The sequence below is a fragment of the Chryseobacterium balustinum genome (assembly GCF_900168205.1).
Classification (GTDB): Bacteria; Bacteroidota; Bacteroidia; order Flavobacteriales; family Weeksellaceae; genus Chryseobacterium; species Chryseobacterium balustinum.
The window spans coordinates 152111-179060 of the sequence record NZ_FUZE01000008.1; the positions used below are offsets into that span (position 1 = coordinate 152111).

Consider the following 26950-nt stretch of genomic DNA (forward strand, 5'->3'; position numbering starts at 1 on the left):
TCACTGATCGTGAAGCGGACTCTTACTTTTTATATTTATTCCACTTTATTTTTAAGCAACATTAAAAGACTATATGCACCTTTCTGAACGATCTTTTTATCCCTTAAATTTTCTACTTTTAAAATTTCTGTGAATTGGGCGTCAGAAATTCCAGTATTAACAGGGACCATCTTGAATTTTTTATTTCCCAGTTCTTCAAAAATATAGTTTTTATTTTCAAAAGAAACCACTGACTCGTTGGGTAAACCAATCGTATAGCGACTATTCACGGTAACTTCTGCATTGATGTACATTCCTTTGATAAGATCAGGATTAGGAGTTGAAAGTTTTGCAACTGCAATTGATGAACCGCCATTTTCAATACTTGGAACAGCACTTATAATTTTTGCATTTGACTTTTTTTCGGGGCTTTGGTTGTTGTACACTAAAATTTCCTGTCCGATTTTGATGTCGTTAACATCTTTTTCAAATACTTTTAATTCAAGCAATAAACCTGCAGGATTAATGAGTTCAAACAAGCTGTCTGAAGGATTGATATACTGCCCGTTATTCACCAATATTTTGCTCACAAAACCATTGAAAGGTGCATAAACATTAATTCGGCTTCTGATATTTCCAGAGTTTAATCCTTTTGCATTGATTCCTATGATTCTCAATTTTTCTTCCAGACCTTTCAACGTTGCAATTAAAGTTGAATAATCTGCCTGAGCCGTTTGCAAGGTTTTATCACTGCTTGCTTTGCTGGTATTTAAATCTTTTTGACGACTTAGATTCAGCCTTGCTGATTCCAACTGAGCTTTTGTGACTAAATAATCCTGTTGTAGCTGGATAAACTGAGGGTCTTCTACTACAGCCAAAACCTGTCCTTTGCTAAAATGACTTCCGCTAATTACATTAATCGATTTGATATGCCCACCCATAATACTGGAAATGGAACTGATATGAGATGGCGAAATTTCTACTTTACCGTTCAGACGAACCAATTTTTGCATTGTTTTTTCCTGAACCGTTGTCGTTGTTAACCCAACCGATTGCATTTGCTGAGCTGATAATTGAACTGTATTTTGGTCTTTTTCTTTAAATTTTGTGTTTTCATAAACTGTTTTCTCTTCCTCCTTATTTCCTGAGCAGGAAGATAATAGTAAGATTATACTTAAACTGAATATTGATATATTTTTAAGATACATTTTGCTGTTATTTTGATAATAAGAAATTAATTTCGGCTCCGATTTGGTTGAGTCTTTCGAGATTGTCAATGTAATCTACTCTTGTTTTCACCGCCTGGTTGGTAAGAATTACCCAGTTTAGATAATCAATCTCACCAACTTCCATTTGTTTTTGAGCAGTTTTTAAAATGGTTTCAGACTTTGGAAGCTGTTTTTGTTCATAATTTTCAACAATTTTCAATTGATTGGTGTAATTATTTACCTGCTGGCCGAATCTGTTTTTTAATTCAATTTGTTTGCGCTGATATTCGTTTTCAGAAATCAATACTTTTGCTTTCGTTGCTTTTGCCAATGCACGTTGCCCTTTCGTAAACAAAGGAATCCCAACACCTACCTGAACCGTATTAAAACGATTATGATTTACATTTTTCATACTTTGATTAGTATAACCTACCAATAAATCAGGCAACAGTTTAGACTTTTCAAGCTGAGCTTCTGCTTCATTGACTTTTATTTGTTGATCTAAATATTGTAACTCAGGATGTTGTTTGATCACTTCTTCCGAAACCTGAAGGTCAATATTCACCGTTGGTTTATCTGAAATCGGTTGATAGGGAGAATCAGACTGAAGCAATAACTGAAGCTGGAGTTGAGCGATATTCAAATCGTTTTCCAGTATGGTCAATTGCGTTTTTGCTTGTTCACGTTGAATTTCTGCCGTGGCTTCTTCCAAAATATTAGCTTCGCCTTTTTTTAATCTAAGGCTGGCTTTATCCGCAAAACTATTGTATAACTGACTGATATATTCAATTACTTTTTTCTTTTCCTGAAGTGTGAGAATTCTGTGAAAAATATCCGTAATCTCCTTTGTAAGTTGCGCTTTCGTAAGATTTTGATTGATGATACTTGCATTCCATTCGGCATCAAGCATTTGTTTTCTTTTGGTATAAACAGTAGGAAAGCTGAAACGCTGGGAAATTGAGAAAGAATTATCGGTTTCCACACCGTTTATCTGCCCAATTTGTGCACTAATGTCTGTTTGCGGAATATCGAGATAAGTTGATTTTAGCTTTTCCTGATATTCAGAAATTAATTTTGAATTTTTTAAAGTTCCATTCTGCTGAAAGGCTTTTTCTAAAGCCTGTTCGTAAGTAATATTTTCCTGCGCATTGGCCACTCCGAAGGACATCAAAAATAATAATACGGTAAGTTTTTTATAATTATTTGAAAATTTCATTTTGATTAAATTTAATATAGAATTATTGATGTTTTTGATACTTTTTCTTTTTGCTGGCTCTTTCAAATAAAACATAAAGAATAGGCAAAACGAATAAAGTTAGAAGTGTTGCAAGCATCAAACCTCCGATAACAACAGTTGCTAAAGGCCGTTGAACTTCTGCTCCGGCACCGTTGCTGATTGCCATGGGTAAAAAACCTAATGAAGCTACAAAAGCTGTCATTAAAACCGGACGAAGACGAATCCTAGTTCCCATTAAAACGATTCTGCTTAAATTATTGACGCCATCTTTTTTAAGTCTGTTGAATTCTGAGATCAGTACAATTCCGTTCAAAACAGCGACTCCGAAAAGGGCTATAAAGCCAACTCCCGCGCTGATGCTGAAAGGCATTCCTCTCAAAGCTAAAAAGTAGATTCCCCCAATTGCCGATAACGGAATTGCGGTGTAAATCAATAAACTATGTTTTACAGAACCAAATGCGAAGAATAACAATAAGAAAATCATGACCAAAGAAATAGGAACGGCAATTCCCAATCTTGATTTGGCTTCATTTAAATTTTCAAAAGCCCCGCCATAAGAAATCGTATATCCTGCAGATAACTTTAAGTCTTTATTAACCTTTTGCTGAAGCTCTTCTACAATAGTCTGAACATCTCTTCCACGAACGTTGAAGCCAACTACAATTCTACGTTTTGTATCTTCTCGCTGAATCTGATTCGGGCTTTCTTTTAATTCTACTTTTGCCAATTGAGATAACGGGATTTGTCCACCATTTGGAGCCGGAACCAATAGATTTTGAATGCTTGTGATATCTTTTTTATGCTCCTGATCCATTCTTACAACGATATCAAATTTTCTTTCCCCTTCATATAAAGAGCCTGCAGTTTGACCTGCAAACGCCATATTGATAACCCTGTTGATTTCGGCAACCGAAATTTTATAGCGAGACAATTCAGCCCGATCATAATCGATTACTACTTGCGGAGCACCGACAACTGGTTCTAAGTACAAATCCTGAGCACCGCTTACAGTCGTTATAATTCCACCTAGCTTTTCGGCGTAAGTGGCTAAACTGTCTAAATCTTCACCATAGATTTTGCAGACAACATCCTGTCTTGCACCCGTCATTAATTCATTAAAACGCATCTGTACAGGAAACTGGAAACCCGTTGTTAAACCAGGAATTACTTTCAGTGCCTCGCTCATTTTCTCAGAAAGTTCTGGAAATGAATGCGCGGAGGTCCATTCTTTTTTAGGTTTTAAAACAATAATCATATCTCCTGCATCCATCGGCATTGGCTCAGTTGGGATCTCAGCACTTCCTATTTTGGTCACAACCTTTTGAACTTCCGGAAACTGTTTTAATAAGATCTTGGCAGCTTGTGTGGTGGCTTTTTTAGTTTCTTCAATATTGCTTCCCTGGAGAATTCTCATCTCAACGGCAAAGTCACCTTCTTCCAAGGAAGGAATAAATTCTCCACCCATTCTTGAAAGTACAAAAACGGCTCCCGCAAATAGAACCACAACGGTAAGTATGATCGTTTTTCTAAATTTTAAAGCTTTTATCAATAATTTCTGATGAGCTATTTCGAGTTTTGTCATTACTTTATCAGAAACATTGTCTTTTGTTTTTTTTCTTCGACTTAAAACCAATGAACTCATCATCGGAATATAAGTTAACGACAGAATAAACGCTCCGATCAAGGCAAAAGCGACGGTTTGAGCCATCGGTTTAAACATTTTTCCTTCAATTCCCTGAAGTGTAAAAATGGGTAAGTAAACAATTAAGATAATGACCTGTCCGAAAACGGCACTGTTCACCATTTTCGTGGCTGAACTGGAAACCTGATTATCCATTTCCTCTTTCGAAAGCATATTGTCTTTTCCGAAATGCTTTTTGTGGGCTAATTGATGCAGAACAGCTTCTACAATAATGACGGCCCCGTCGACAATCAATCCAAAATCTAAAGCTCCAAGGCTCATTAAGTTTCCTCCGACTCCGAAAATATTCATCATAATAATGGCAAAAAGCATTGCCAAAGGAATTACTGATGCGACCAATAATCCTGCTCTGAAATTCCCAAGAAATAAAACTAAAATGAATACAACGATCAATGCTCCTTCCATCAAATTGGTTTTTACGGTACTGATGGTATTATTCACCATCTTAGCCCGGTCAAGAAAAGGTTCAACTACAACACCTTCGGGTAAAGATTCCTGAATTTTATCTAATCTTTGTTTAATATTTCCGATAACTTCATTGGCATTTTCGCCTTTCAGCATCAAAACAATTGCTCCTGAAACTTCGCCTGTATCGTTGAAGGTCATTGCACCGTAACGTGTTGCAAAGCCAATTTTCACATCGGCAACATCTTTAATATGAACAGGAATTCCTTCTTTTGTAGTGGAAACCTGAATGTTTCCTATATCTTCCGAACTTCCTAAAAGTCCTTCACTTCTGATGAAGAGAACAGTTTCCTTTTTTTCGATATAGGCACCTCCTGTGTTTTGATTGTTCTGTTCAAGCGCATCAAAAACATCATTGATATTGATATTAAAAGCCTGAAGCTGATTAGGATTAATGGCAATTTCATATTGTTTTAATTTGCCTCCAAAACTACTGACATCGGCAACGCCTTTTGTACCTAATAATTGCCTGCGGATAACCCAATCCTGAATTGTTCTGAGTTCTGTTTCGTCATAAATGTGTTCATACCCTTTTTTTGCCCTCACCACATATTGGAAAATCTCTCCCAAACCTGATGAAATAGGACCTAGCTCAGGTTTTCCAATACCTTCAGGTATATTTTGTTGAACCAATTGCAATCGTTCCTGAACCTGTTGACGAGCCCAGTAAACATCGGTATCATCATCAAAAACTACCGTAACCAGTGATAATCCGAAACGAGAAAAACTACGGATCTCAGTGATTCCGCTAATATTGCTCGTTGCCTGTTCTATAGGGAAAGTTACAAGTCGTTCAATATCTGCTGCGCCGTAAGACGATGCCACTGTGATTATCTGAACCTGATTATTCGTAATATCCGGTTGTGCATCGATGGGAAGTTTTGTGGTTTCATAGACCCCAAAAAGGATGAGCCCAATGGTAAAAAGAGCGATAATGAGTTTATTCTTTACAGAAAACTCAATAATTTTATTTAACATGAAAAAATTAATAATTGAATTAACAAGAAATCAACTGCTTTAAGGAAAATCTTAAAACATTGATATTTAAATTAAAGATCAATTAACAAAAGCGTGGTGGCTGGAAAATACGGGAAAGATAACTGCTGGAAAAATCTTTTTCCTTATAAACAGTTGGTTTTTGAGAAATAATAATTTCTTTGAATTTTTCGATATGAAAAGTAGTGTCAGGAAGTTTTGCGTAAACGGTCAACACAACAGGAGGATTAAAGAAGGGAAGCTCTTGGTCTGTTTCCCAGTCTGCATCCGGTTGATGATTATCATAATGTTCAACGAGAAACTCAGTAACACTTCCAGGATATTCCATTAAATGTTCTATAAATAAAGGTACTTTCAACACTTCCGCTACATTGGTCGTTGCAAGTACATAAATCATCGAAAACATTATGGATAACCATTTCAACATGGGTGCAAAGATAAATGTTTTTAATTTTAATCAAATGATTCCATTATTAAATTGCTTTTAATTTTTTTAGAAGGGAATCAACTTATTTTGTTTTAAATGAAAGAGATAACTTAACTATTCATTTAATTAAAATAGTATCATTAATTTCGTTACTAAATTTTTAATTAATCACCTGTTTGTTAAATTTATTTTTAATAATTATTATTCTAAATTTCTTCTAAATTCAATATATAAATTAGCAAAATGAAAATACTAATCATAGAAGACGAAAAAGAGCTTGCTCAAAGTATTGCAGAATATTTATCTGAAGAGAATTATTTGTGCTCTTTTGCTACTAATTTTCATGAGGCAATTGATAAAATTGAAAATCATGAATATGACTGTATTATTTTAGATATTATGCTCCCTGATGGAAATGGGCTCGAAATATTGAAGGAACTGAAAAAGCAAAATAAACAGGATGGAGTGATTATTGTTTCCGCGAAAAATGCGGTAGATGATAGGGTAAATGGTTTGCAGCTGGGTGCCGACGATTATTTAACCAAACCTTTTCATTTATCTGAACTCATGGCGAGGGTGTTTTCTATAATCCGAAGAAAGCAGTTTGAAAACTATAATATCATCCAGCAGAATGAATTACAAATCGACCTTTTATCAAAGACAATTACAGTCAATCGGGAAGTTGTGGTGTTAACCAAAAAAGAATTTGATTTATTAATTTATTTTGTCGGAAACAAAAACAAGGTGATTTCTAAAAGTACTTTGGCTGAGCATTTATCAGGAGACTTTGCAGATATGCTTGATAATCATGATTTTGTTTATGCCCATGTGAAAAATTTAAAGAAAAAACTTTATGATGCAGGTTGTGACCACTACTTGAAAACGGTTTACGGAACCGGATATAAATGGATAAATTAAGAAATGAAACCACTATTAAGTAAAACCACAAAACCGTTTATTATATATGTATTAATTGTATTGACGATAAGCATCCCTGTTTATTATTTTGTGGTTGATTTTATTTGGCAGGAAGAATTAGACGAGCACAATACCATTGTTGCTGAGAAAACTTCTTATGAATTTAATAGGTCAGACATTAGTCAAGAAGAGATCCAGCAAAATATTACTTTATGGAACAAAATTCAGCCGGGGACCAATATTGAAAGAATAAATTCAAACCAGATCAAGCCGGATACGATTTTCACGGAAGAAAAATTTAAACCTTTTTCTGCGGATAAAAAGATAGAACGGTACAGGTGTCTGAAAAAGGTAATTTATATCAAAAACGTACCCTATCTATTTACGATAGAGACCAATATTGAAGAAACCGAAGATACCGTAATGATTATTGGTCTTGTCACTGGTTTTTTCTTTATTATGATCGTTGTCGGTCTTTTTATTTTAAACAGAAGATTATCTAAGACCATTTGGGAGCCTTTCCGGGATACTTTGGGAAAATTAAAAAAATTCAATCTGAATACCAATAATCAAATCAACTTTAATAAGACAGATACCATAGAATTTGAGGAGTTGAACGAATCATTGCGTAAATTGATTGACCACAGTGTTTCTGTTTTTAAAGGACAAAAAGAATTTACAGAAAATGCTTCCCACGAGTTACAGACTCCACTTGCTATTATAAAAAATAAATTAGATATTTTGCTGCAAAGCAAAGACTTAACTGATGAGCATTATGCCATTATCGAAGAGATCAATATTGCATTAAGCAGAAGCTCAAGAATTAATAAAAACCTTCTATTGCTGGCAAAAATTGAAAACAGCCAATTTGATATCGACGAAATGGATATTTACGAACTCATCAATCATTCTCTCGGAAATCTGGAAGAGCATATCAATCAAAAAAGCATTGTTTTTTCTTCTGATATGGATAAACATATTAAATCTAAAGGAAATATCTCTCTTACGGAAATATTGATTAATAATCTTTTACTCAATGCAATAAGACATACAAATCAAGGTGGAAATATTGATATTGAATTAGCAACTGGATGTTTTACTATAGCTAATTCCGGAACGGAAAGTCTTGATCCGGAATTAATATTCACAAGATTTAAAAGGTTTTCAAACGATAATAGTGGAAGTGGACTTGGCCTTGCCATTATAAAGGAAATTTGCCGATTTCAGAATTGGGAAATCAGCTACGAGTTTAAAAATAATTTTCATTGTTTTTCTGTGAAATTTTAAACTTTTATTTTTTTTCAACTTCTAAAGTTTGTTTGTAAACGCAATGTTTTTTAAAGGGATTTAAATTGCTAAAATATTAAATATTCTTAGGGAACGGATGTAGGAATTATTTAGGATCAATCGGGAGTTTTTCTTCGGTATTCAACTAAATTTTTAGATTAAAATAAATTCCTATATTTAAAAAAAACGATCCAATAGAAAAAATTCAAAATTTCTTCAAAATTGAATACTATCATTGTGAATTGTATTTTTAACTTAAATAACTATGAAAATATCGAATTCACTAAATAAACCTTTTATAGGAAGGTTTTCAGCGCTTTTCAGTACATTGAGTTTATATCTTTTACTCTCATTTCTGATAAGAGTAGTTCTTCTAATTTGGTCTTCAAAAGATGTAGATTTTAGCCTGTTTTATATCATTAGAGCATTTTTTACGGGATTTTTGTACGATCTGGCGATAGGCTCTCTATTTCTTTTTTTATATGGAATTTATCTTTTGTTCTTTCCAAAAAGATGGATCGGTTCTGTGTTCGACCGATGTTTTACTTACTTTTATTTGACCCTGATTTTCATTATTATTTATTTCAGTCTTTTGGCGGAAATTCCTTTTTGGGACGAGTTTGGGGTAAGATTTAATTTCATTGCGGTAGATTATTTAATTTACACGTACGAGGTTGTTGAGAATATTAATCAATCTTATCCTTTGCCGGTTATTGCTTTAATTTTAGTAGGGTTGATTGTCTCAACTATTTTTCTTTTTAAGAAGCGTAACATTTTTAAAAATACTTTTTCAGATAAAAGTCCGATTTCAAATCGTATTCAATATATACTTCCTTTTGTAATCATCGCTGTTGCTTTAGGATTGATAATGAAAAACAAACAAGCCGATTTTAGCAATAATTTGGTGGTAAATGAATTGGGGAAAAATGGAGCGTTTTCATTTGTGTCAGCATTCAAATCAAATGAATTGGATTATGAAACATTTTATCCTAAACTTTCAGATAAGGAAGCTTATTCTGTGTTGAAAAAAAGTATTTTACAGGAAAATCAAAATTATGTTTCGTCTCAATTTGATGATATCTCGAGAGCAACAAAAGGAAATCAAATGGAGAATCCGAATATTATCTTAATTGCCATCGAAAGTTTTAGTGCCGACTTTTTAAGTACATTTGGAAATAAAGATAATCTGACTCCGAATTATGAAAAACTAGCCAACGAAAGCATGTTTTTTATCAATTTGTATGCAACCGGAACCAGAACTGTTCGTGGTATGGAAGCATTAACTTTATCGGTTCCTCCAACTCCCGGAAACAGTATTGTGAGAAGACCAAATAATGATAATTTATTCTCTGTTTCAACTATTGTAAAATCTAAAAATTATCAACCCTATTTCATTTACGGTGGAGACGGCTATTTTGATAATATGAATAATTTCTTTGGCGGACAGGGATTTGATATTGTTGACAGAGACCGAGGAAACCCATTATCTGACAACATTAAAACTCAAAGATTCAAGATAGAAGATAATGAAGTGAGTTTTGAAAATGCTTGGGGAATCTGTGATGAAGATTTGTATAAACAATCGATAAAATATGCCGATAAAAGCGCCAAAGCAAACAAGCCTTTTTTTCAGTTTGTAATGACGACTTCCAATCACAAGCCTTACACTTTTCCTGCAGGTAAAATAAACCTTCCGCAAGGTGAAAGAAATGGTGCAGTGAAATATACCGATTATGCTTTAGGAAAGTTTATCAACGATGCAAAATCAAAACCTTGGTTTAAAAATACTGTGTTTGTGATTGTTGCAGACCATTGTGCAAGCAGTGCAGGAAAATGGGAAATTAATATCGCAAAACATCATATTCCGGCAATTATTTACAATCTCAATCAAAAACCTGAAAAAATTGAAAGATTAACTTCTCAAATTGATGTGATGCCGACCCTATTCGGATATTTGGGATGGAACTATAACACCAGTTTGTATGGGAAAGACATTAACCAAACAAAAATCGGTGATGAGCGAGCATTTATAGGAAATTACAGAACATTGGGAATGCTGAAAGGGAATATTTTCACTCAGATTGATGATAGAAAAAGAGTAAAACAATTTATAGTTTCGGGAGCTGATAAATCTTTATCTGAAGTGAAAACAAAAAATAATGAACAGGTTGCCGAAACGATTTCTTATTATCAAACTGCAAGCGAAAGATTCAAAAATGGAAAGATGAAAATGAAATAAGGTTTTTTAATTTTTTAAATAATTAAAATCCTCCCGCAGGTTTTGCAGATACAGCAGGCTTAAGTCAGCGTTATCAGCAAAATTTGCGGGAGGATTATTTTTGATAAGTATTAAATTATTCTTTATTAAAACAGAAATTTTAAATTTTAAAACCTCTAAATTTTAAATTTCTTCTAATTCAGATTGCAAATTTGTATCAAAATAACTTAAATGATATTAAAAATGCTAAAGAAGATTGTTTTCCTTTTACTGATTCTTGTCTCGGGTAGTTTTATTATACCAATATTGCATTGAAAAAAGCAAGCGACAAAACATCTGTTGCCGGAACAATTACCAATGAAGAAGGACGGTTTTCAATGACAAACATTGGTTTGGGGATGTGGTTGCCGGAGCAGGTTTTGGAATTCTTTCAACTGAATTGTCGTATTGGTTATTTCCAAAAATTAATAATCTTCTGGGAGGGAAAAATAAGAATTCATCAGCAATGGTAATGCCTTTTTATCAGAATAAAAGTGTGGGAATAGGCTTTGTTAAGAGTTTTTGAGTGAAGTTTTTTAGTACATGGTAAAAAAACTTAAAATGTCTTTTTATCGTAAAGCAAAAAGAATCCTCCTCATTTGTGAGACGAATTCTTTTTGTGACCAAGATAGGTTTATATTCAAAATTTGATAGAAAACCTATAAAGAATTTTTCTAATTTAAAATAGATTTTCTGTCTCTTGAACTGCCACACTAGTATTCAAAATATTTAGTGGGAGATATAAATTATTTAAAAAATTGTTAGATAGCTAAACTTTTATATAGTTCAGCTATCTAAAAGTGCCTTACAACAGAATGACATTATTTTAGGATTGATATCCCAATAATTTTCTAATCTGATAGAAAAATCTTTCAATCAACCTTAAATCCTGAGTAACGATTTCTGCATTTCCTCGAAGTTCTTTATCGAATTTTAAAGTTTTATTGTAAGATGTTTTTAAACCTTTAGGAAGTACAACATCTACGTAGTAATTTCCTTTATCGTCGGGAATAAGTGAGATATTCTGTACTTTTCCTTCAATAATTCCGTATTCCTGAAAGCGGTAATTGTCTAGTTTAATCAATACTTTTTCACCCGGAATAATCTTCCCTGAATTGGCTGTAGGAACTGACATCCTTCCAACTATTTGCTCTGTACGGTCTGGCAAAATAGATAATATAGGATCACCTGCTTTTACAAACTGGTTCTCACCATAAAACTGCTGAAAACTTGCCATTCCGTCCGTAGAAGAAATAATAAGATAGCTCTGTTCCCACTGCTTTAAAGATTTACGTAGCTGTTCAAATAGCTGAAGAGTTTGTGATGAATAGGTAATTTTATCTTTTTCTATATTGATTGCTGTTCCGCTTTTTGTTTTATTGAAATTTGAAATACTTTCCTGTAATTGGGAGAGAGAAATGTTTAAATTTTCTAAGTTTTGCTGAGCCTGAAGATATTTTATTTTTTCACTTTCCAGTTCTACCGCTGCAATTACACCCTGATTAAATAATTCCTGTGATCTTTGATAACTTTTACGGGAAAGTTCAGCTTTTGCGACTTCAAGATTTTTTTGTTGTTTTAAAGTAGCAATCCTGCTTTTAGATTCTGAGATACTCAGATTGGTAGCAATATTTTCAGGAGCATAAGGTTGTAATCTTGTAAATAAATTCTCATCCTGAAAAGCTTTTGCAAAACTATTATAATCACTCTGGAGCTCTCCCAATTTAAAATGAGAAGCTTCTTTTACAGGAAAAGTAAGCAACTGATCTGAGGCGATAGAATCTACTAGTTTTTTAAGTTTTAAAACATCCTGATAATTTGCTGTAGACTGCAAAACCATCATTACATCACCTTTTTTTACTTTTTGATGATCTTTGATAAATATTTTTTCAATTTTTGAGCTGCTTCTGGCTTCAATTTTTTCCGGCGGATTTTGCGATGTCACCACAATAGGAGCCGGAACAAATTCCGGGTATTTGATAATGTAACTCATCGCAAGAATAAGCAATAAGATGAGTAATATAATTGTATTTCCCCATCGGAACATCCAATGTGGAGGATTCGTAAGAATATCCTGAACGCTTTCTGAGCGAAGTTCTATGTTATCTAAAATGTCTTTCATAATTAAAAACTAAATCCTCAACCGAGGATTTAGTAATTATATTTAGTGTCTAATTAATTTATAAGCTTATCCTTTATCACAACCTAAAATTTTATTTAAATTATTTCTGTTAATTTTTTTAAAATTTTTCATAATAAATACAGTTATTTTCGCTTTCTTACTCTTCTACAGCTTTTAAGATTTATAAAATACTATTTTGTTAGAAAACGCAAAGGCGCAAGTTTTTATCTTTTTTAATTTTTAAGGCGCAAAACACTTCGGCTTCGCTCAGTGTGACTAAAAAATTTCGAAAAAAATCTAAAAATAAAATAATTAAAATTTTATCGTAGATAAAATCTTTGAGCCCTGAAACAGTTTATAATATAAATTACGCCTTTGCGATTAACAACTGTTAAGATTTAAACAAGTTAATAGTTAATTGGAATTAATAATCTAAACAAACGTACAGTCTATTAGATTTAAAACAACAACTAGGTAATGCGCAGTAAATATATCCTGCAGGACATGTTCCGCTACTTGGAATTCCATTTGGTTGGCCGCCACAATCATCAACTAGAATTGGTTCTCCTCGATCAGCACCAAGAATTTTGCTTAATTCATCTCTTTTCAGCTTTTTTAAATTTTTCATAATAATAGTTTAGTTTTTTTTGATTTTCTTCTCTTTTATAGCTTTTCGGATAATGCCTTTAATTAATTTCCATCTCATTAAAGACCAGTCTGACACTCTTGTGGGTCATACATATTTTGATGTATGCATGATCCTCTTTGAGGGCACCATACTAATTTGCAAGGACAAGCATACCCTCCATCTTCAGGTATTTGATCGCCAGGAACAAAGTGAGCAAAGCAATCATCAGCACGTCCTCCTCCTGTGATGTCTTTAAGATCTTTTCTTGAAATTTTTCTAAGATTTTTCATTATAAATAATTTGTTTTTTGATTTTTCCTACTCTCTTATAGCTTTTCGGATAACGCTTTTAATGAGATTTAAATATATAAAATAATTCTGACATAGATGAATTATTTTTGTGTTTAATTACCTAATTCCAGTTGATTTTTAACGAGTCTGTAATATTCTCCTTTTAAAGCTACCAATTCCGCATGATTTCCTTCTTCCACAACTTTGCCTTTATCTAAAACAATAATTTTATCGGCATGCTTTACGGTCGACAATCTGTGAGCAATGACAATAGCTGTCTTTCCTTTGAAAAACTGTTCCAGATTTTCCATAATTACTTTCTCATTATTTGCATCTAAAGCACTCGTTGCTTCATCGAAAAAGATATATTCGGGAGATTTGTAAACTGCTCTTGCAATAAAAAGTCTTTGTTTTTGTCCACCACTTACGCCCAATCCTTCGTTTCCGATTTTTGTGTTGTAACTTAATGGTAATCCTTCAATGAAATCTTTAATGTTTGCAATTTCGACCGCTTTTCTAAGCTTTAATTTATCCACATAATCTTCACCGACTGCAATATTATTGGCAATCGTATCATTAAAAACATACCCTTCCTGCATCACAACTCCACACTGGTCTCTCCAGAATCTTGGCGAAATGTTTTTCATTTGAGTATTGCCTATTTTTATTTCGCCCTCATTGGGTTCGTAAAACTTCATTAATAATTTCAACAATGTCGTTTTACCGCTTCCGCTCGCTCCCACAATTGCCGTAGTTTTCTGGTGAGGGATATTTAAACTTAAATTTTCAAAAACAGGAACATCCGAACCTATATATCTGAAAGCCATATTACTGATTTCTATATCTTTTTCCGGAACTTCAGTAGCATATTGTTCATCTTTACTTTCTTCATCTTCTTTATCATGAATTTCGCCCAATCTTTCCAATGAAATTTTGGCATCCTGAGTTTGCTTGATAAAATCAATCAATTGCAATAGAGGACTATTTAATTGCCCGATAATATATTGAACAGAAAGCATCATACCCAGCGTAAGGTTTCCTTCCAAAACCAATTTAGCAGAAAGGAAACTTACTAAAATATCTTTCATTTGATTAATGAAATTTCCCCCGACAGACTGCCATTGTTCGAGTGAGAGAGATTTTATTTTTAGTTTAAAAAGTTTTACCTGCAAAAATTCCCAGTCCCAGCGTTTTTGCTTCTCTGCATTATGCATTTTGATTTCCTGCATTCCGTTAATGAGCTCAATGACTTTGCTTTGCTCCTGAGAAACCTGCGAAAATCTTTTATAATCAAGTTCTTTCCTTTTTTTTAGAAAAAAAGTAATCCATCCGATATATAAAACTGCTCCCACCAGATAAACAACAAACAATCTGTAATCATAAAGCAATAAAACAATACTGAAAATGATTAAATTAACCAATGAAAATAGTGTATTCAGAGATGAATTGGTCAGAAGCTGTTCGATTCTGTGATGGTCATTGATCCTTTGCATGATATCTCCCGTCATTCTTGTGTCAAAGAAACTGATCGGAAGTTTCATTAATTTAATAAAGAAATCAGAGATAATCGAAATGTTGATTCTGGTTGAAAGGTGAAGTAAAATCCAGCTTCGGATGACCTCAATTCCCATTCGTCCAAGAAAAAGCATCACCTGAGCGAGAAGAACCAAATAAATAAAATTCAAATCTTGATTCTGAATCCCCACATCCACAATACTTTGTGTAAGGAAAGGCATAATGAGCGAAAGTAAACTTCCTGCTAGTAAACCGACCGCCAATTGGATGATTAACGATTTATATTTTAGAAGATATTTAGATAAAAAAGAAAAGCTGGCTTTACTTTCGTGATCATCAAATTCGGTCTGGAAAAATGCAGGTGTCGTTTCAAGAATTAAAACAATACCTTCTTCTGTATTTTCGTTGGCATTTTCGCCGATCCATCGTTTGATAAATTCTTCCCTTGTGTAAGTAATCAAACCATAACTCGGATCGGAAATATAAACTGTATTATTTTTATCAATTTTGTAGACAACTACAAAGTGATTTTTGTTCCAGTGTACAATACATGGGAAAGGAACTTCTTCAGCCAATGTATTAAAATCGACCTGAACCCCCAGAGAACGGAAACCTAAATCTTCGGCAGCATCGCTTAAACCAAGCAAGCTGCTTCCTTCACGGGTAGTTTCTGAAAGGTTACGAATCTGTTGCAGGGAAATACTTTTTCCGTAATGTTTGCTGACAATTCTGAGACAAGTAGGGCCACAATCTTTGGAATCGGGCTGTATGTAATTTGGGAATTTTTTTTTCAATGCTTTATATTAAAAAGACTGTATAAAATACAGCCTCAATTTAAGATATTTTTTAAATGTAATTACCACATACAATATAATGTTTGCTCACAAAATTCTATAGTATTTAAGCAACCGCTACCAGAATGAAGTCTACATTCATCATAAGAAGAAAAACAACTGCTTACATCACGTATATCTAGACATAAATGCGGTTTTCCTCCTCCTTTTAAATTTTTAAGATTTTCTCTTGAAAGTCTTATTAAGTTTTTCATAAATATAATGTTTGGTTTTCCTACTCTATTGAAGCTTTTCGGATATCGCTTTATTTTTATCCCAATTTAGGAATTTTTTAAAATCAAATATTATATTTAATTAAAGAAATATTTGATTTTTTCTGAATATTTGTCTGTGATTATGATATATATTTAGCTGTTAGATAATCAAGTATTTTTATTTTTTTTAATAACTATCATACACAATATAATGTTTGTCCACAAAATTGTGTAGTTGCACAACCACTGCCTGAATAAAGCCTACAATGATCGTAAGAAGAATAACAATTACTCACATCACGAATGTCATCACAGAGATCCCATGATGACCCTATTCCGCCTTTACCTTTTAAATTTTTAAGATTTTCTCTTGATAACTTTTTTAAATTTTTCATAATATATTTTTTTAGTTTTTTCCTACTCTGTTGAAGCTTTTCGGATACCGCTTACTTATTTCAAATATAAATGAAATATTTTAATCTTCACAATCGTTTTTGTTAAAAAAAGTTAAAATCAATAATTATATGATAACAATATTTCTATCTGTAATCAATTCACTAATAAAATAATGAATATCTTCACAAATAAATTTATCTGCAACATAGAACCGTTAAGTATCCTAGTAAAGTAAATCCCGCGAAATTGCTTTAGGTAATCCGAATAATAAACGGATTTTTTCTCATCTTATTTTAATCTATTGCCAACAATATAATACGTGTCTTTTCCACAGAAAAAATGTAATTGACTTAAGAAGAAGTAAAATTTCAGAGCAAAAGTTTAGATAATTACATAATAAAAGAGGCAGATAAGACAGCCTCTTTCTTTAAATAAATATTATGTTTATTAGATAATAATTATTATCTAATAAATTCTAAACATACTGCGGACAAACCACAGCCGGACAGTAAATTCTGGGACATCTTGGCTTGCCATCTGTAGGGCAGCAGCTTGTAGAACAACCAATAATGATTGGTCCTGCTCCAAAAATGTCTTTCATTTCGTTTCTTGCTAATTTTTTTAGATTTTTCATATGATTATTTTTAAGATTCTACAGGACATGGTGCAAAACAATAAATATTCGGGCATCTTTTTATTCCTGGAGGAGGACAGCATTCTTGAGAACAGCTCGAAGCTCCACCATTAATGCCTTTCATCTGACTTCTTGAGACTTTTTTTAAATTTTTCATAATACAATAGTTTGGTTGATTTGATGATTGATTAAGGTTGGTTTCCGCCACCACATCCATCGTATGGCATGCATTTCCATTTTCCGTCGATCAGGCAAAGTTGTCCGCCTGTGCAGACAAGACCACCCTGAATTGTTTTCATTTCCTGTCGGTTGATTTTTTTTAAATTTTTCATAAAAATTGAATTTGGTAATTTCCTACTCTTTTTAAGCTTTTCGGATCACGCTTTATGTCATTTAAAATTAATCATTTTACATTAAACAGAAACAACTTCGGATACAAAATCTTCATCTTCAATTAGTTCACCTATGAAATAATGAATATCATCGCGGTCATATTTATCCGGAAACTGATAACCATTAATAATAAAAACTGGCGTGAAATTAAGTCCTGCAGAACCGTTTTCCGAAGTCATCTGAATGATATCTGTAAGATTTTCCTGATTTTCTGATTCCGATTTTCTTCTAATTTCACTTTCATCTCTGTTTTTAAACCATGTATCTACAATATTTAAAAATTCTTTCTGGGACTGGTTTTTATAAATATTAGAAAAATCTGAAATCAACTGAGTATACTTTTCACCAGCCGTTTCACCAGAATAATTAAATCTCATTTGTACAGAAATTTCGTCTGGATATTTTGCTAATAAGTCTTCAAGAATTTTATGTGCATCTTTACAAAACCCACAATATGGATTAGAAACTACAGCAATATGAAGTTTTGCATCTTCATTACCTAATAAAAATGTTTGATTATCTGTAAACTCAATTTTTTCTTTATCCGTAAGTTCTCTTTTGAAAAGGTCATAGTTTCTTTTAAACCTTAAGTTTTTTGCATTCGATTTTTTAAGTTCTTCCTTCTGATTGGTTAAATTATTAATGAAAACAAGCAATAGGAATAGGGCAGTAAATAAAACAGCAGAAATTAAAATAATATTTATTGATAAGTTCCACGAAAAAAATACTGAGCTTAGCGCTATTTGTGATAATAAAACCGTGATAATTAAAAGGCAAACTCTGCAAAGAGATTTTTCAACAAAAGCCTGCACGTAAATTGAGTATAAAATAACACCAACAGAAATCCACGAAATAGCTTTAAGAATAAATTGAGCTTCCGGAAATAATAATCCTAAAACAGTGATTCCAAGAAAATAAATCAAGCTGAAATCTGATAATTTTAATCCTAAAATATTGGTTTTATCAGAAGAAAAAATCTTCGAACATGAGCCTTGGGATTGAGAATTGGCCATCCCTCCACAAATATTATTAACCACAACAGACTCATTTCCGAATTTTTGATTGAAAAGTTCCAGCGAAATATAAACTCCTATCAACGACAAAATATTAAAAACAGCCTGAGACCATTCTAATCGGAAAACAGAATACAAAATGATAATCCCGAAAATAGCATAGATAAAAGGTTTAAAATCGAAAAGTGAAGTGCTTTTTATCGTTTCGGTTTTCTCAAATAATAAGACAAAATCATCTGAGTTTTTGTAGAGTTCTTCTTTATCTATATTCCTTACTTTATCAGAATAAATGGTGAATACATTATCTTTCTTTTTTACTAAAGAAAAAGAATTATTGACCAAAGCTATAAACTCATCGGGCAGTTCTTCCCAATACTCTTTATCCAGCTCATAGGCATCATTTTTTAACCCTAAAAAATTAAGTGTATCACTAAAAGCTAAAGCGGAAGGATAGTTGGGATGAGAGTTAAATTGAAAATAAAACTCTTGTTTGTCAAGTTTGAATTGGTCGATTAGTTTGTCGAAATTCATTGAGTAATTTGGTGTATAGTTAATAGGCGATCAAGATAATAAAAATTATTTCACTAGCAAATTCAATCCTTTAAAAATTTAAATTTTTCTGTTTTTGTTTAGAAATAAAATACTAAAACATTCTTTTAAATGCGTACAATTCACTTTTATACTCACAAAACAAATCTAACAACAATATTGAAATCCTTTAAAAAAGTCTTTTTTAAAAGAAAAAAGCACTTCCAAATATCATGTTTTATCACATTATGTTGATTTGAAAATGTTAATTTGGTAAATACAGCGATCAAAATAAATAAAAATGGCTCCATTCAGATTAAAGTGGAGCCATTTGGCTGTGTGTGGCCAAGACGGAATTATGTTTAATTCTCCTAATTATGGAAATTTCATTATCATGTCATGGCTCAATGAGTTGATGATTAAAATTTATCGTCTTAGCTTACGTAGCAATTCTTCAGTTTTGGTTTTCAACAAAGCTGCATCTGAATTTTTTATTTTTCCTGATTCATCTTTTGTAAGCACATCAAAAGCATCAATAATGAGTTCTAAATTGAAGAGTTCTGCTTTTTTCTTTCCTATCGAGCCGTATCTTTCTCTGGTTTGTTTGTAATTGAGGTATAGATTTTGCCAATTACTATCTTTTTTAGCCAATTCGTGATTTAAAAATAAAATAGACAAATCACTAAATGCATAATCTGAACTGTCCCAATAATCCATATTTAAACTTGTGTTTTTAAGCGTTTTTTTATGATTTTCCAACAAATCCAGATATATGTTTTTCTTTTTTGAGGTAATTACTTTTTTAGGCTGTTCGAAATCTAAAATGCTTTGATAGGTAAGATAGTTATTCAGCGGATACATTTTTTTGCTTATATCATAGGCTGCAAGATAACTTTCACAGGTAAGCTCCAATTTTTTTCTCTTTTGAGCCCCCGTATTTACAAAAGCCAATCTTTTATACGAACTTGCCAAAAGCCCCAATCGGCCTGCGGTTAGTTTTATGCTGATAAGTTGTTTCAAAAAGCTTATTACTTCATTAATTGTAACAATTGCTTCATTTTTATCAATTCGATTTGCTGTAAAATCTTCATAGCAGAGGTAACAGGTTGTATTACAGTATTTTTCAAGAGCACTAACTGTGAAGACTGTACTTTGGTTTGTTCTCAGGTCGTCTAATATTTTGAGAGCTTCTTTATACATACCGAGTTCATAATAAATATAGGCCTCAACTTCTGAAATATTCGGGCTAGAAATTCCAGCTTTCTCACACCCTGTTTTGATAAGGTTTATCTGTGGCAAAATATCTTCACTTTTAATTTCTTTTACATCCAATTTATTCAATAGGTTTTTTAAATCTATTAAAACTTCTTCCTCAAGAATGTAATTTTTCTTTTCAATTTTTGATTTGCTGCGATTGGTCAGTTTATAAAATGGATCGCCATAACATTGATAAGCACCCCAAGTATTGTTGCTATCTTTGCTGTTTGTATAAATTTTTTCACGAGCGTATTTCACGGCTTTACCAAAACTTTCTCCTTCCAGCATTTTTTTGTAAAATTCTGTTGAAAAAGTTTCAGCATCATCATCGTTTACTTGCCATCCAGCAACTACAACTGCTTTTACACCATTGTCTATAAGTTGCGTTCCAATATTAGCAGCTAATTTGAATCTATTTTGATAAAAACGCTCATCAACTCCGTCAATGTTTCCCAGGTGACAGCAATTTACGAAAACAAGTTCCGGAACTGTAGACATTTGTTTGATGTGAAACGGGGTGAAGAAGATGTTGTTGCCGATTACCATTCCGGAGTTTTGAGGATTATCGGGATCGTAAAGTCCGTGTCCGCAAAGGTGCATTACTTTGTGAGATTGTGAGAAAACACTTTCTATGATTTTAGATGCAGAAGCATTCACTAAAAACATTGTTTCAAACCTAGAATACGCCATTATTTCGTTGATAGCATTACCTTCCCGAACTGCTCCAGGTAATTGATTGACAAAACCCTGCAAATCTGGATCTGCAACAATCAGAACTTTATCTTCCAATACGCGATCAATTTTTGGGCGATAATCGGATGTTGTCAATTGACGAATCATTCCTGAATCTATGCATAGCGGTTTTGCTTTTTTAGAATTGTCTTGCAAAATTTCCCAAGGATAGCTTGCGCTTTCTTTATCTACAAGCCAAACTATATTTCCTTTTCGCATCAACTTTTCTTTAAAATCATTTGGAATGAGCATTTCAAACAATGTTCTAGAAATGCTGTCTGTCCATCTGTTTTCAACCGAAATTTCTTTTACAAATTCGCTCACGAGACTTGTGCTAGAATATACTTCATTTTCTTCTTGACGGGCATCTCTTGTATTTAAGCTAAAAACAAGACTTTCATTTTTCGTTTTTACGCTGATTCTATTCCACCAATCTTCACCGTTTTCCAGAGGAAGTTTTTCTTTAGAGCCAAACAGTTTTTTAATTCTGTAATTTTCTATATAAATCTTGTAAACATCATTTTCGTTTTCTATAATTTTTTTGAGTGCATATAATCCCATCACGGCATTAGATTCATATAATTCTATAAATTCAAGATGATTGATGATACAGTATTTTTGGCTGTTAAGATTTATACTATTTTTATTAGCGTTGTTTATTCCTTCAATGATTGCTTTTATTGAACTTTCTATCGTTAATCCACCGAAATTACTCGCTATGAAAAGGGCAGAAACTCCTACCGTTTCTATATTTTCGTTTAAATTAGATTTATTTAAAAGATAATTGGTCATCGATAATTCTACCGATTGCGATAACAAATAGGGAGTTAATTTCCCTGTTTCACCAAGCCCGATGATGATGGTTCCTTCGAAATAATTTTGCTTTTCTATGATTTCGCAAGTTCCAATTTCGCCAGGATAAACCCCTAACTGATTTTTTTGCGAAAGCATGAAGTTTACATTGTAATCAATGGCTCTTTCTGCATACAAGATACCATCATTTTTAAAATGTCCTGCAATCACAGGAAAGGATGCATAAGATAAATCACCGTGGCTTATAGATACGGTGATAGGAATATCATTTACGCTAATTTCTTTTTCATTTTTAATTCCAAAAATTGAATTTTCCAATCCGTTTTCAGAAAAATCGAAGTCATAGTCTTCAACATATCTGAAAGTAGTAGATTCTCCTCTGAAAACTGGTTTGTTCTGAGAAATTTTATCGGTTTTTCCTTTAGAAATTATTTCTTCAATGGCAATAAAAAGGGATGTATCATTGGCTAAATCTCCGTGGGTAACGTTAGAATAATACACTTTCTTTTTATCAATAAGTGTTTGTGGAATTCCAGATTTCCAGGTTACACTTTGGTCGCCTTCCCTTGTTGCTTCAAAAACTAATTTTCCATTTTCAAATTTGTGTCCACAAGGTGTTGATTTATCTTGCCCTGCAATGTAAGAAGCGTTGGTAAAATCAATTTTATTTTCAGAAACGAGCTTGTTTATTTTATCTCTGTATTCTTTAAAATCATTTAAATCCGATTCAGTGGGAATTGGCCAGGAAGCATCATTAAACCCTTTTCTCATTGATTCCCAGGTTTTAATAATACCATAGTTATCATCTTCACCGGTTGTAAAGGGAAGCAAGGAAAGAATTCCGGGAAGCTTTGAAAATATCTGGATTAATTCTTTTTTAGAATGTTTCATATCCAGAAAGCTCAGCTTATTGATAATGCCGTCTTTTCCGAATAAAACAGAAAGAATACGGTGAGAGCCTTTCAAGGGTGAACCTAAAAACAAAAGCTTGAAATCTTTGGAATTATTCAGCTTAGTCCATGTTTCCGAATGATATGCAATGAAATCCCGCATCAAAACGCCACCCATAGAATGACCAATAACTTTTATCGGTTGATTAAAGCTCAATAAATAATTAATTTTATCGTTCAATTCATTCGCCGAATCTTTCATTTTTTTTCTCCAATCGAATGGAAAAACAACTACATCATAGTTAAATGACAATTGCTTATACAATTTACCATAAGAACTTTTTATAATAGACTGGGCCTTGTTATTTGTACTTTCAACATCGTGCATTTGTTCCAGACCACCTCTTACTATGCTCCAGTAATTTAACCAAATTCTGTTTTTTTCTTCGACATTGTAAATATTTGAACCCATAATTCCAGGCAACAAAATAACGATAGGTTTTTTCCCAGAAGGTGGTACTTCATTGGGAAATAATTCTCCGCCGTCCAATCCTACAACACCTCTGTCGCTGGAAGGGATTTTAAATTGCGGAACCTTGCTGTAGCCGGGAATGAGTTCTCCGGTTTGAGTTTTTAAAGCATTTAGAATAGCATCTTGCGTCTTTTTATTGTCAAAATAATGAATATGATCTACAGAAGTTCCTTCATCAAAGAAATATTGAATATCGTTTAATCTTCTTACACCCAGATACATCGAGTCTGTATTTACAACCAAGTCATTTCGCTGAGTGTAAAATAGTTTTCCAAGAATGACCAATAGACCATGAAAGTTGATGCTCAATTTTCCATTACCCGAAATCACCATCAAAGAATTGCCGTGTATGGCATTTTCTGTTCCTTTATGATTTAAAATTTTAATAAAATCCGATTGCGGATTCATCGCCTCCAGACCGGGGAGTACGTTGATATTATTTTTTTGTTTAAGAATTGTTCCGATTAAATCATGTGTCAAAGTCGCTATAATGCTCGTTTTTTCACCAATTAAATTATAAAAAACATTCAAAATATGATCTATTCTTTCTGAAGCCAAAATTGTTCCTGCAGAAGGTGATGCTACACGAATAAATTTTTTAATGCTGATTTTTTTAGCTTTAAAAATTTCATCAAGCTCCTGAATATTGGCAATATCTTCTTCTCTGTTTTCTTTTTTTAGAAGTTCAATATGATCTTTTGAAAAACCTTTATTTTCAGAATATTTGCATAAAATATCTCCAATCAATCCGCCTCTGGAATGACTGATAATATGAAATTCGCCGTTATTTGGTAATTTTTTTGCCAGGTCTACTGCATTTCTTAATGGACTTTGTGTAAGTGTTCTATGTTGAAAAGCTAAAACATGGTCTTGGTAACTATCCCAAATTTTTGAGTACGTATCATTCTTTTTCAATGCGCTGAATGCTCCTAAAGTATCAGAATTTGTCCCATGAATGAAAAGAAGATAAGCTTTGTCTGAGATTTTTTGTACTTCATTGAATGTAGATAACTCAAAATTTTCATTTAAAGTATTCAAACCTTCATGACCATTGAGATGGCCATTTTCTAATTTTTCTGCTACCTCTTTCACCAATCTGTCTTCGGCAGGTTTTGTAAAAACATGAATTATTTTTAAAACAATTTTGGTTACAAAATTTCGATTTTGATTGTTCCCGTTGAGAGAAAGCGGAAGATATAATATTTCGTTGTCGTTTCCATCACGATTTCTGTTTTCCATAGCCGGAAAAAGTTCTGTAATCGTTTCTGTATCGGAATGCCAAGAAGTTCCGTCGTCGTAGACAAACTCGTAATATTTTTCTTTTTCACTGAGGTCAATCTCACCATATTCACTGATTGCCCTGTTGTCAGAACCAATGATATACGTTTTTTCTAAATCGGGAAGTTTGATGTTGGGATTTAGCAAAATCTCCTTTACAGGGAATTTGTACTTCAATTTTGTTTCCATGGTATTGTTTTTAGTTTTTTATAAATGGTAAAGCGCTATCAAAATTAAGAATATAACCAGGATCAAAAAACAGGATAAATACCTATTTTTATTATTCAGAAGCATTGTTTTTCAGAAAATATATCTTATTTATGAGCCTTTATCGGTCGAAAATAAACTCATCAGTTTAGATTAAACCAAATGACTTCAAATAATCGATAATATAAAAATACAATTATTGTCTTGACTTATAACTGTTTATAATTATATTTTTAGAAGAAATTATTTAAAATTTAAATTGAGATATAAACCTTATTTTATAATGCTTTTATGATTTCGATTCTATACAGAAATCCAAATGATTTGGCTAATAAAGCAAACAATTTCTTAAACCATTAGAGTATAATTTAGTATTTTATGAATATTCTAAATTATTGTGAAAAATTAATTAAATGAAAAAAATTAATACTGAGATTAGTGTTCTACACATTTTATTTTTTTAAAATAAAATGTAAACTAAATCAAGTTAATATTTTGTACTTTTGCCAAAATTCTAATTACCAGACAACTAAATTAATTTGGGAAAAACACATCTGTCTTCCTTATTATTTAAAAAATTAATAACACAACACCTTACATATTTTTGGTGTATTTTTTTGTTGTTATTGATACCAATCCCCACTTGTGCGCAAACTCCTGTAATACATATTTCAACTGGTACATTGACTGTAGGACTAGGGATTGAAACTATTGGTAAACAAGATAGTATCGTTGTGTTTGTAAGCACTGGTGTTACAATTATTAATGCTCAGGAGCTTAGAAATAGTGAGTTCAAGCATGAAAAACATAAAATTAAATACACAAAAACACCAGCAAAGGCTGTAAAACAAAACGTACTCTCAAAAGTTTCTAAAAAACTTATCCCGAAAAAAGAAGAATTAAATCTTTTTAAAGAGTCTGAATCTAATAAATTTCTTATCAAATCTCAACAGAAAAGCTCTTTAATCCTTATTAGAAATCAAGAAATAGAAAAAGCTTATCTCGTCATTGAATCTAAGTTTTTGTTATCTTCTTTTCGTTTGAAATGCAAAATTCTAAACAGAGAGCAATGCATTATTGCTGATAAAATCTTTATTAATCTTAAAGACAGGGGGCCACCTTATTATGTTTAAATCAGAAAATAAAACAAATTTCAATTTTAACATAATTTTAATGAACAAATTTTTAATAAATTTTAAATTTTTATACACCTTAGCTTGTACGTCTTCAAACCAACTTAGACATTTTAGTTTAAATCCTTAAGGAGGATTTTCGATTTATAAACTTACTAATTTTTGTTGATTATATATTTGTCTTCTTTTTCGGATGGATTCCGCTTTTGTTTGCCTTCTTTTTTCCAAAATCTGTTCTGATCTTCCGAAGTACACATCTGCTGGAGTGAGGTTGTTTATCGACTCGTGATAGCGCTTGTTATTGTAGTTTTCTACAAACTTCTCCAGTGCTCGGATGAGTTCCTCGGGGTGATAAAAATGATTTAGTTTCAATACGTTTTTCATCGTTCTGTGATAACGTTCAATCTTGCCCTGGGTCTGCGGATGCATCGGTTTTCCGTGAACCTGTTTCATTCTTAAATCGTCTTTCAGATAACTTTTCAACTCATTGGAGACGTAGCAGGAACCGTTGTCCGAGAGCAGTTTCGGTTTGACTTTGGTCTTTAATTTCGCTTTTTTAATGGCTGTGTCCACCGTTCGTTTCACATCTTCGGCTTTCATTGAGTCGCATAGCTCCCAGTGAATGATGTAGCGGCTATAATCGTCCAAAATCGTGCTCAGATAGTACCATCCCCAGCCAATGATCTTGAAATAAGTAAAATCTGTCTGCCACATTTGATGCACAAATTCCGTTTTGTCTTTGAACTCATTTGCTGCCGAAAGAAGAAAATGATTCGGTGCCGGGATTAAGTCTCTTTGCTTCAAAATCCGGTAAACACTAGATTCTGAAATAAAAATACCTTGCTCATCGGTAATTTTGTAGGCCAGTTCCCTTGCAGATAATTCGGTGTGTTCCAAAGCGATCTCTACCACCAGGTCTTTCTGTCTTTCAGGAATGCTATTCCATTGCCTACGGTTTGTTCTTTTCGTGGTTTCCAAGCCATCATAGCCGTATTCGAGGTAGCTTTGATACCATTTGTAAAAGCTGCTTCTTGCAATTCCAAAACTTTCCAAGGTTCGTTTCAC

The 26950-nt window shown here is 32.7% G+C and carries 19 protein-coding genes and 1 pseudogene; 5 read left to right on the forward strand and 15 right to left on the reverse strand.

The features are described 5' to 3' along the window. Positions 1-35: 35 nt before the first annotated feature. The 3 genes and pseudogenes from B5X64_RS11765 to B5X64_RS11775 form a co-directional block, all read right to left on the reverse strand. A complete protein-coding gene (locus tag B5X64_RS11765; protein ID WP_123920733.1) occupies positions 36-1187 on the reverse strand; it encodes an efflux RND transporter periplasmic adaptor subunit in 1152 nt (383 codons plus the stop codon). Between the two features lie 7 nt (positions 1188-1194). Further along, positions 1195-5569: pseudogene (locus tag B5X64_RS11770) on the reverse strand (CusA/CzcA family heavy metal efflux RND transporter). Positions 5570-5651: 82 nt separating this feature from the next. Next, entirely contained in the window at positions 5652-5984 is a 333-nt protein-coding gene (locus tag B5X64_RS11775) for a hypothetical protein (protein WP_123920734.1), read from the reverse strand. A gap of 273 nt (positions 5985-6257) precedes the next feature. Here B5X64_RS11775 and B5X64_RS11780 point away from each other — a divergent pair, with 273 nt between their 5' ends. The 4 genes from B5X64_RS11780 (at position 6258) to B5X64_RS11795 (ending at position 10949) form a co-directional block, all read left to right on the forward strand. Then, positions 6258-6932 carry a response regulator transcription factor gene (locus tag B5X64_RS11780; protein ID WP_079465434.1) on the forward strand — a complete coding sequence of 225 codons (675 nt, stop codon included), beginning with the start codon at positions 6258-6260 and terminating at the stop codon, positions 6930-6932. A gap of 3 nt (positions 6933-6935) precedes the next feature. Further along, positions 6936-8219: a sensor histidine kinase gene (locus tag B5X64_RS11785; protein WP_079465435.1), complete on the forward strand. Its 1284-nt coding sequence runs from the start codon at positions 6936-6938 to the stop codon at positions 8217-8219. 265 nt (positions 8220-8484) lie between these two features. Continuing rightward, positions 8485-10458, forward strand: a complete 1974-nt coding sequence (locus B5X64_RS11790) for an LTA synthase family protein (protein WP_079465436.1) — start codon at positions 8485-8487, stop codon at positions 10456-10458. A 290-nt stretch (positions 10459-10748) separates the two neighbouring features. Next, on the forward strand, positions 10749-10949 hold the full coding sequence (locus tag B5X64_RS11795; protein ID WP_164463401.1) for a hypothetical protein: 201 nt from the start codon (positions 10749-10751) through the stop codon (positions 10947-10949). Positions 10950-11302: 353 nt separating this feature from the next. Here the strand turns inward: B5X64_RS11795 and B5X64_RS11800 are convergent, their stop codons facing one another. The 11 genes from B5X64_RS11800 to B5X64_RS11825 all read right to left on the reverse strand — a co-directional run bounded on the left by B5X64_RS11800 (position 11303) and on the right by B5X64_RS11825 (position 24734). Beyond that, entirely contained in the window at positions 11303-12598 is a 1296-nt protein-coding gene (locus tag B5X64_RS11800; protein WP_079465437.1) for an HlyD family secretion protein, read from the reverse strand. 424 nt (positions 12599-13022) lie between these two features. Continuing rightward, the gene (locus tag B5X64_RS22570; protein ID WP_123920735.1) at positions 13023-13226 is read right to left on the reverse strand and encodes a bacteriocin-like protein; all 204 of its coding nucleotides are present in this window, start codon (positions 13224-13226) and stop codon (positions 13023-13025) included. Between the two features lie 77 nt (positions 13227-13303). Further along, positions 13304-13516 (reverse strand): bacteriocin-like protein, encoded by a 213-nt coding sequence (locus B5X64_RS11805; protein ID WP_079465438.1) that lies wholly within the window; start codon positions 13514-13516, stop codon positions 13304-13306. Positions 13517-13629: 113 nt separating this feature from the next. Beyond that, complete coding sequence (locus B5X64_RS11810; RefSeq protein ID WP_079465439.1) at positions 13630-15825, reverse strand: peptidase domain-containing ABC transporter; 2196 nt, start codon at positions 15823-15825, stop codon at positions 13630-13632. 62 nt (positions 15826-15887) lie between these two features. After that, positions 15888-16079, reverse strand: a complete 192-nt coding sequence (locus B5X64_RS22575; RefSeq protein ID WP_123920736.1) for a hypothetical protein — start codon at positions 16077-16079, stop codon at positions 15888-15890. Between the two features lie 197 nt (positions 16080-16276). Beyond that, entirely contained in the window at positions 16277-16474 is a 198-nt protein-coding gene (locus tag B5X64_RS22580) for a bacteriocin-like protein (protein WP_123920737.1), read from the reverse strand. Positions 16475-16950: 476 nt separating this feature from the next. Continuing rightward, entirely contained in the window at positions 16951-17109 is a 159-nt protein-coding gene (locus tag B5X64_RS22805; RefSeq protein WP_164463402.1) for a bacteriocin-like protein, read from the reverse strand. A gap of 10 nt (positions 17110-17119) precedes the next feature. Beyond that, positions 17120-17326 carry a bacteriocin-like protein gene (locus B5X64_RS23325; protein WP_079465440.1) on the reverse strand — a complete coding sequence of 69 codons (207 nt, stop codon included), beginning with the start codon at positions 17324-17326 and terminating at the stop codon, positions 17120-17122. Further along, positions 17298-17441, reverse strand: coding sequence for a bacteriocin-like protein (locus tag B5X64_RS22810; protein ID WP_164463403.1), 144 nt, complete (start codon positions 17439-17441; stop codon positions 17298-17300). The genes B5X64_RS23325 and B5X64_RS22810 overlap by 29 nt, the downstream gene beginning before the upstream one ends. An 81-nt stretch (positions 17442-17522) precedes the next feature. Next, on the reverse strand, positions 17523-19046 hold the full coding sequence (locus B5X64_RS11820) for a vitamin K epoxide reductase family protein (RefSeq protein ID WP_079465441.1): 1524 nt from the start codon (positions 19044-19046) through the stop codon (positions 17523-17525). Between the two features lie 423 nt (positions 19047-19469). Beyond that, a complete protein-coding gene (locus B5X64_RS11825; RefSeq protein ID WP_079465442.1) occupies positions 19470-24734 on the reverse strand; it encodes a DUF7379 domain-containing protein in 5265 nt (1754 codons plus the stop codon). 557 nt (positions 24735-25291) lie between these two features. Here B5X64_RS11825 and B5X64_RS11830 point away from each other — a divergent pair. Continuing rightward, complete coding sequence (locus B5X64_RS11830) at positions 25292-25885, forward strand: hypothetical protein (protein ID WP_079465443.1); 594 nt, start codon at positions 25292-25294, stop codon at positions 25883-25885. A gap of 144 nt (positions 25886-26029) precedes the next feature. Here the strand turns inward: B5X64_RS11830 and B5X64_RS11835 are convergent. Further along, positions 26030-26950 (reverse strand): IS3 family transposase (locus B5X64_RS11835; protein ID WP_139377608.1); only part of this gene is annotated, 921 nt, incomplete at its 5' end.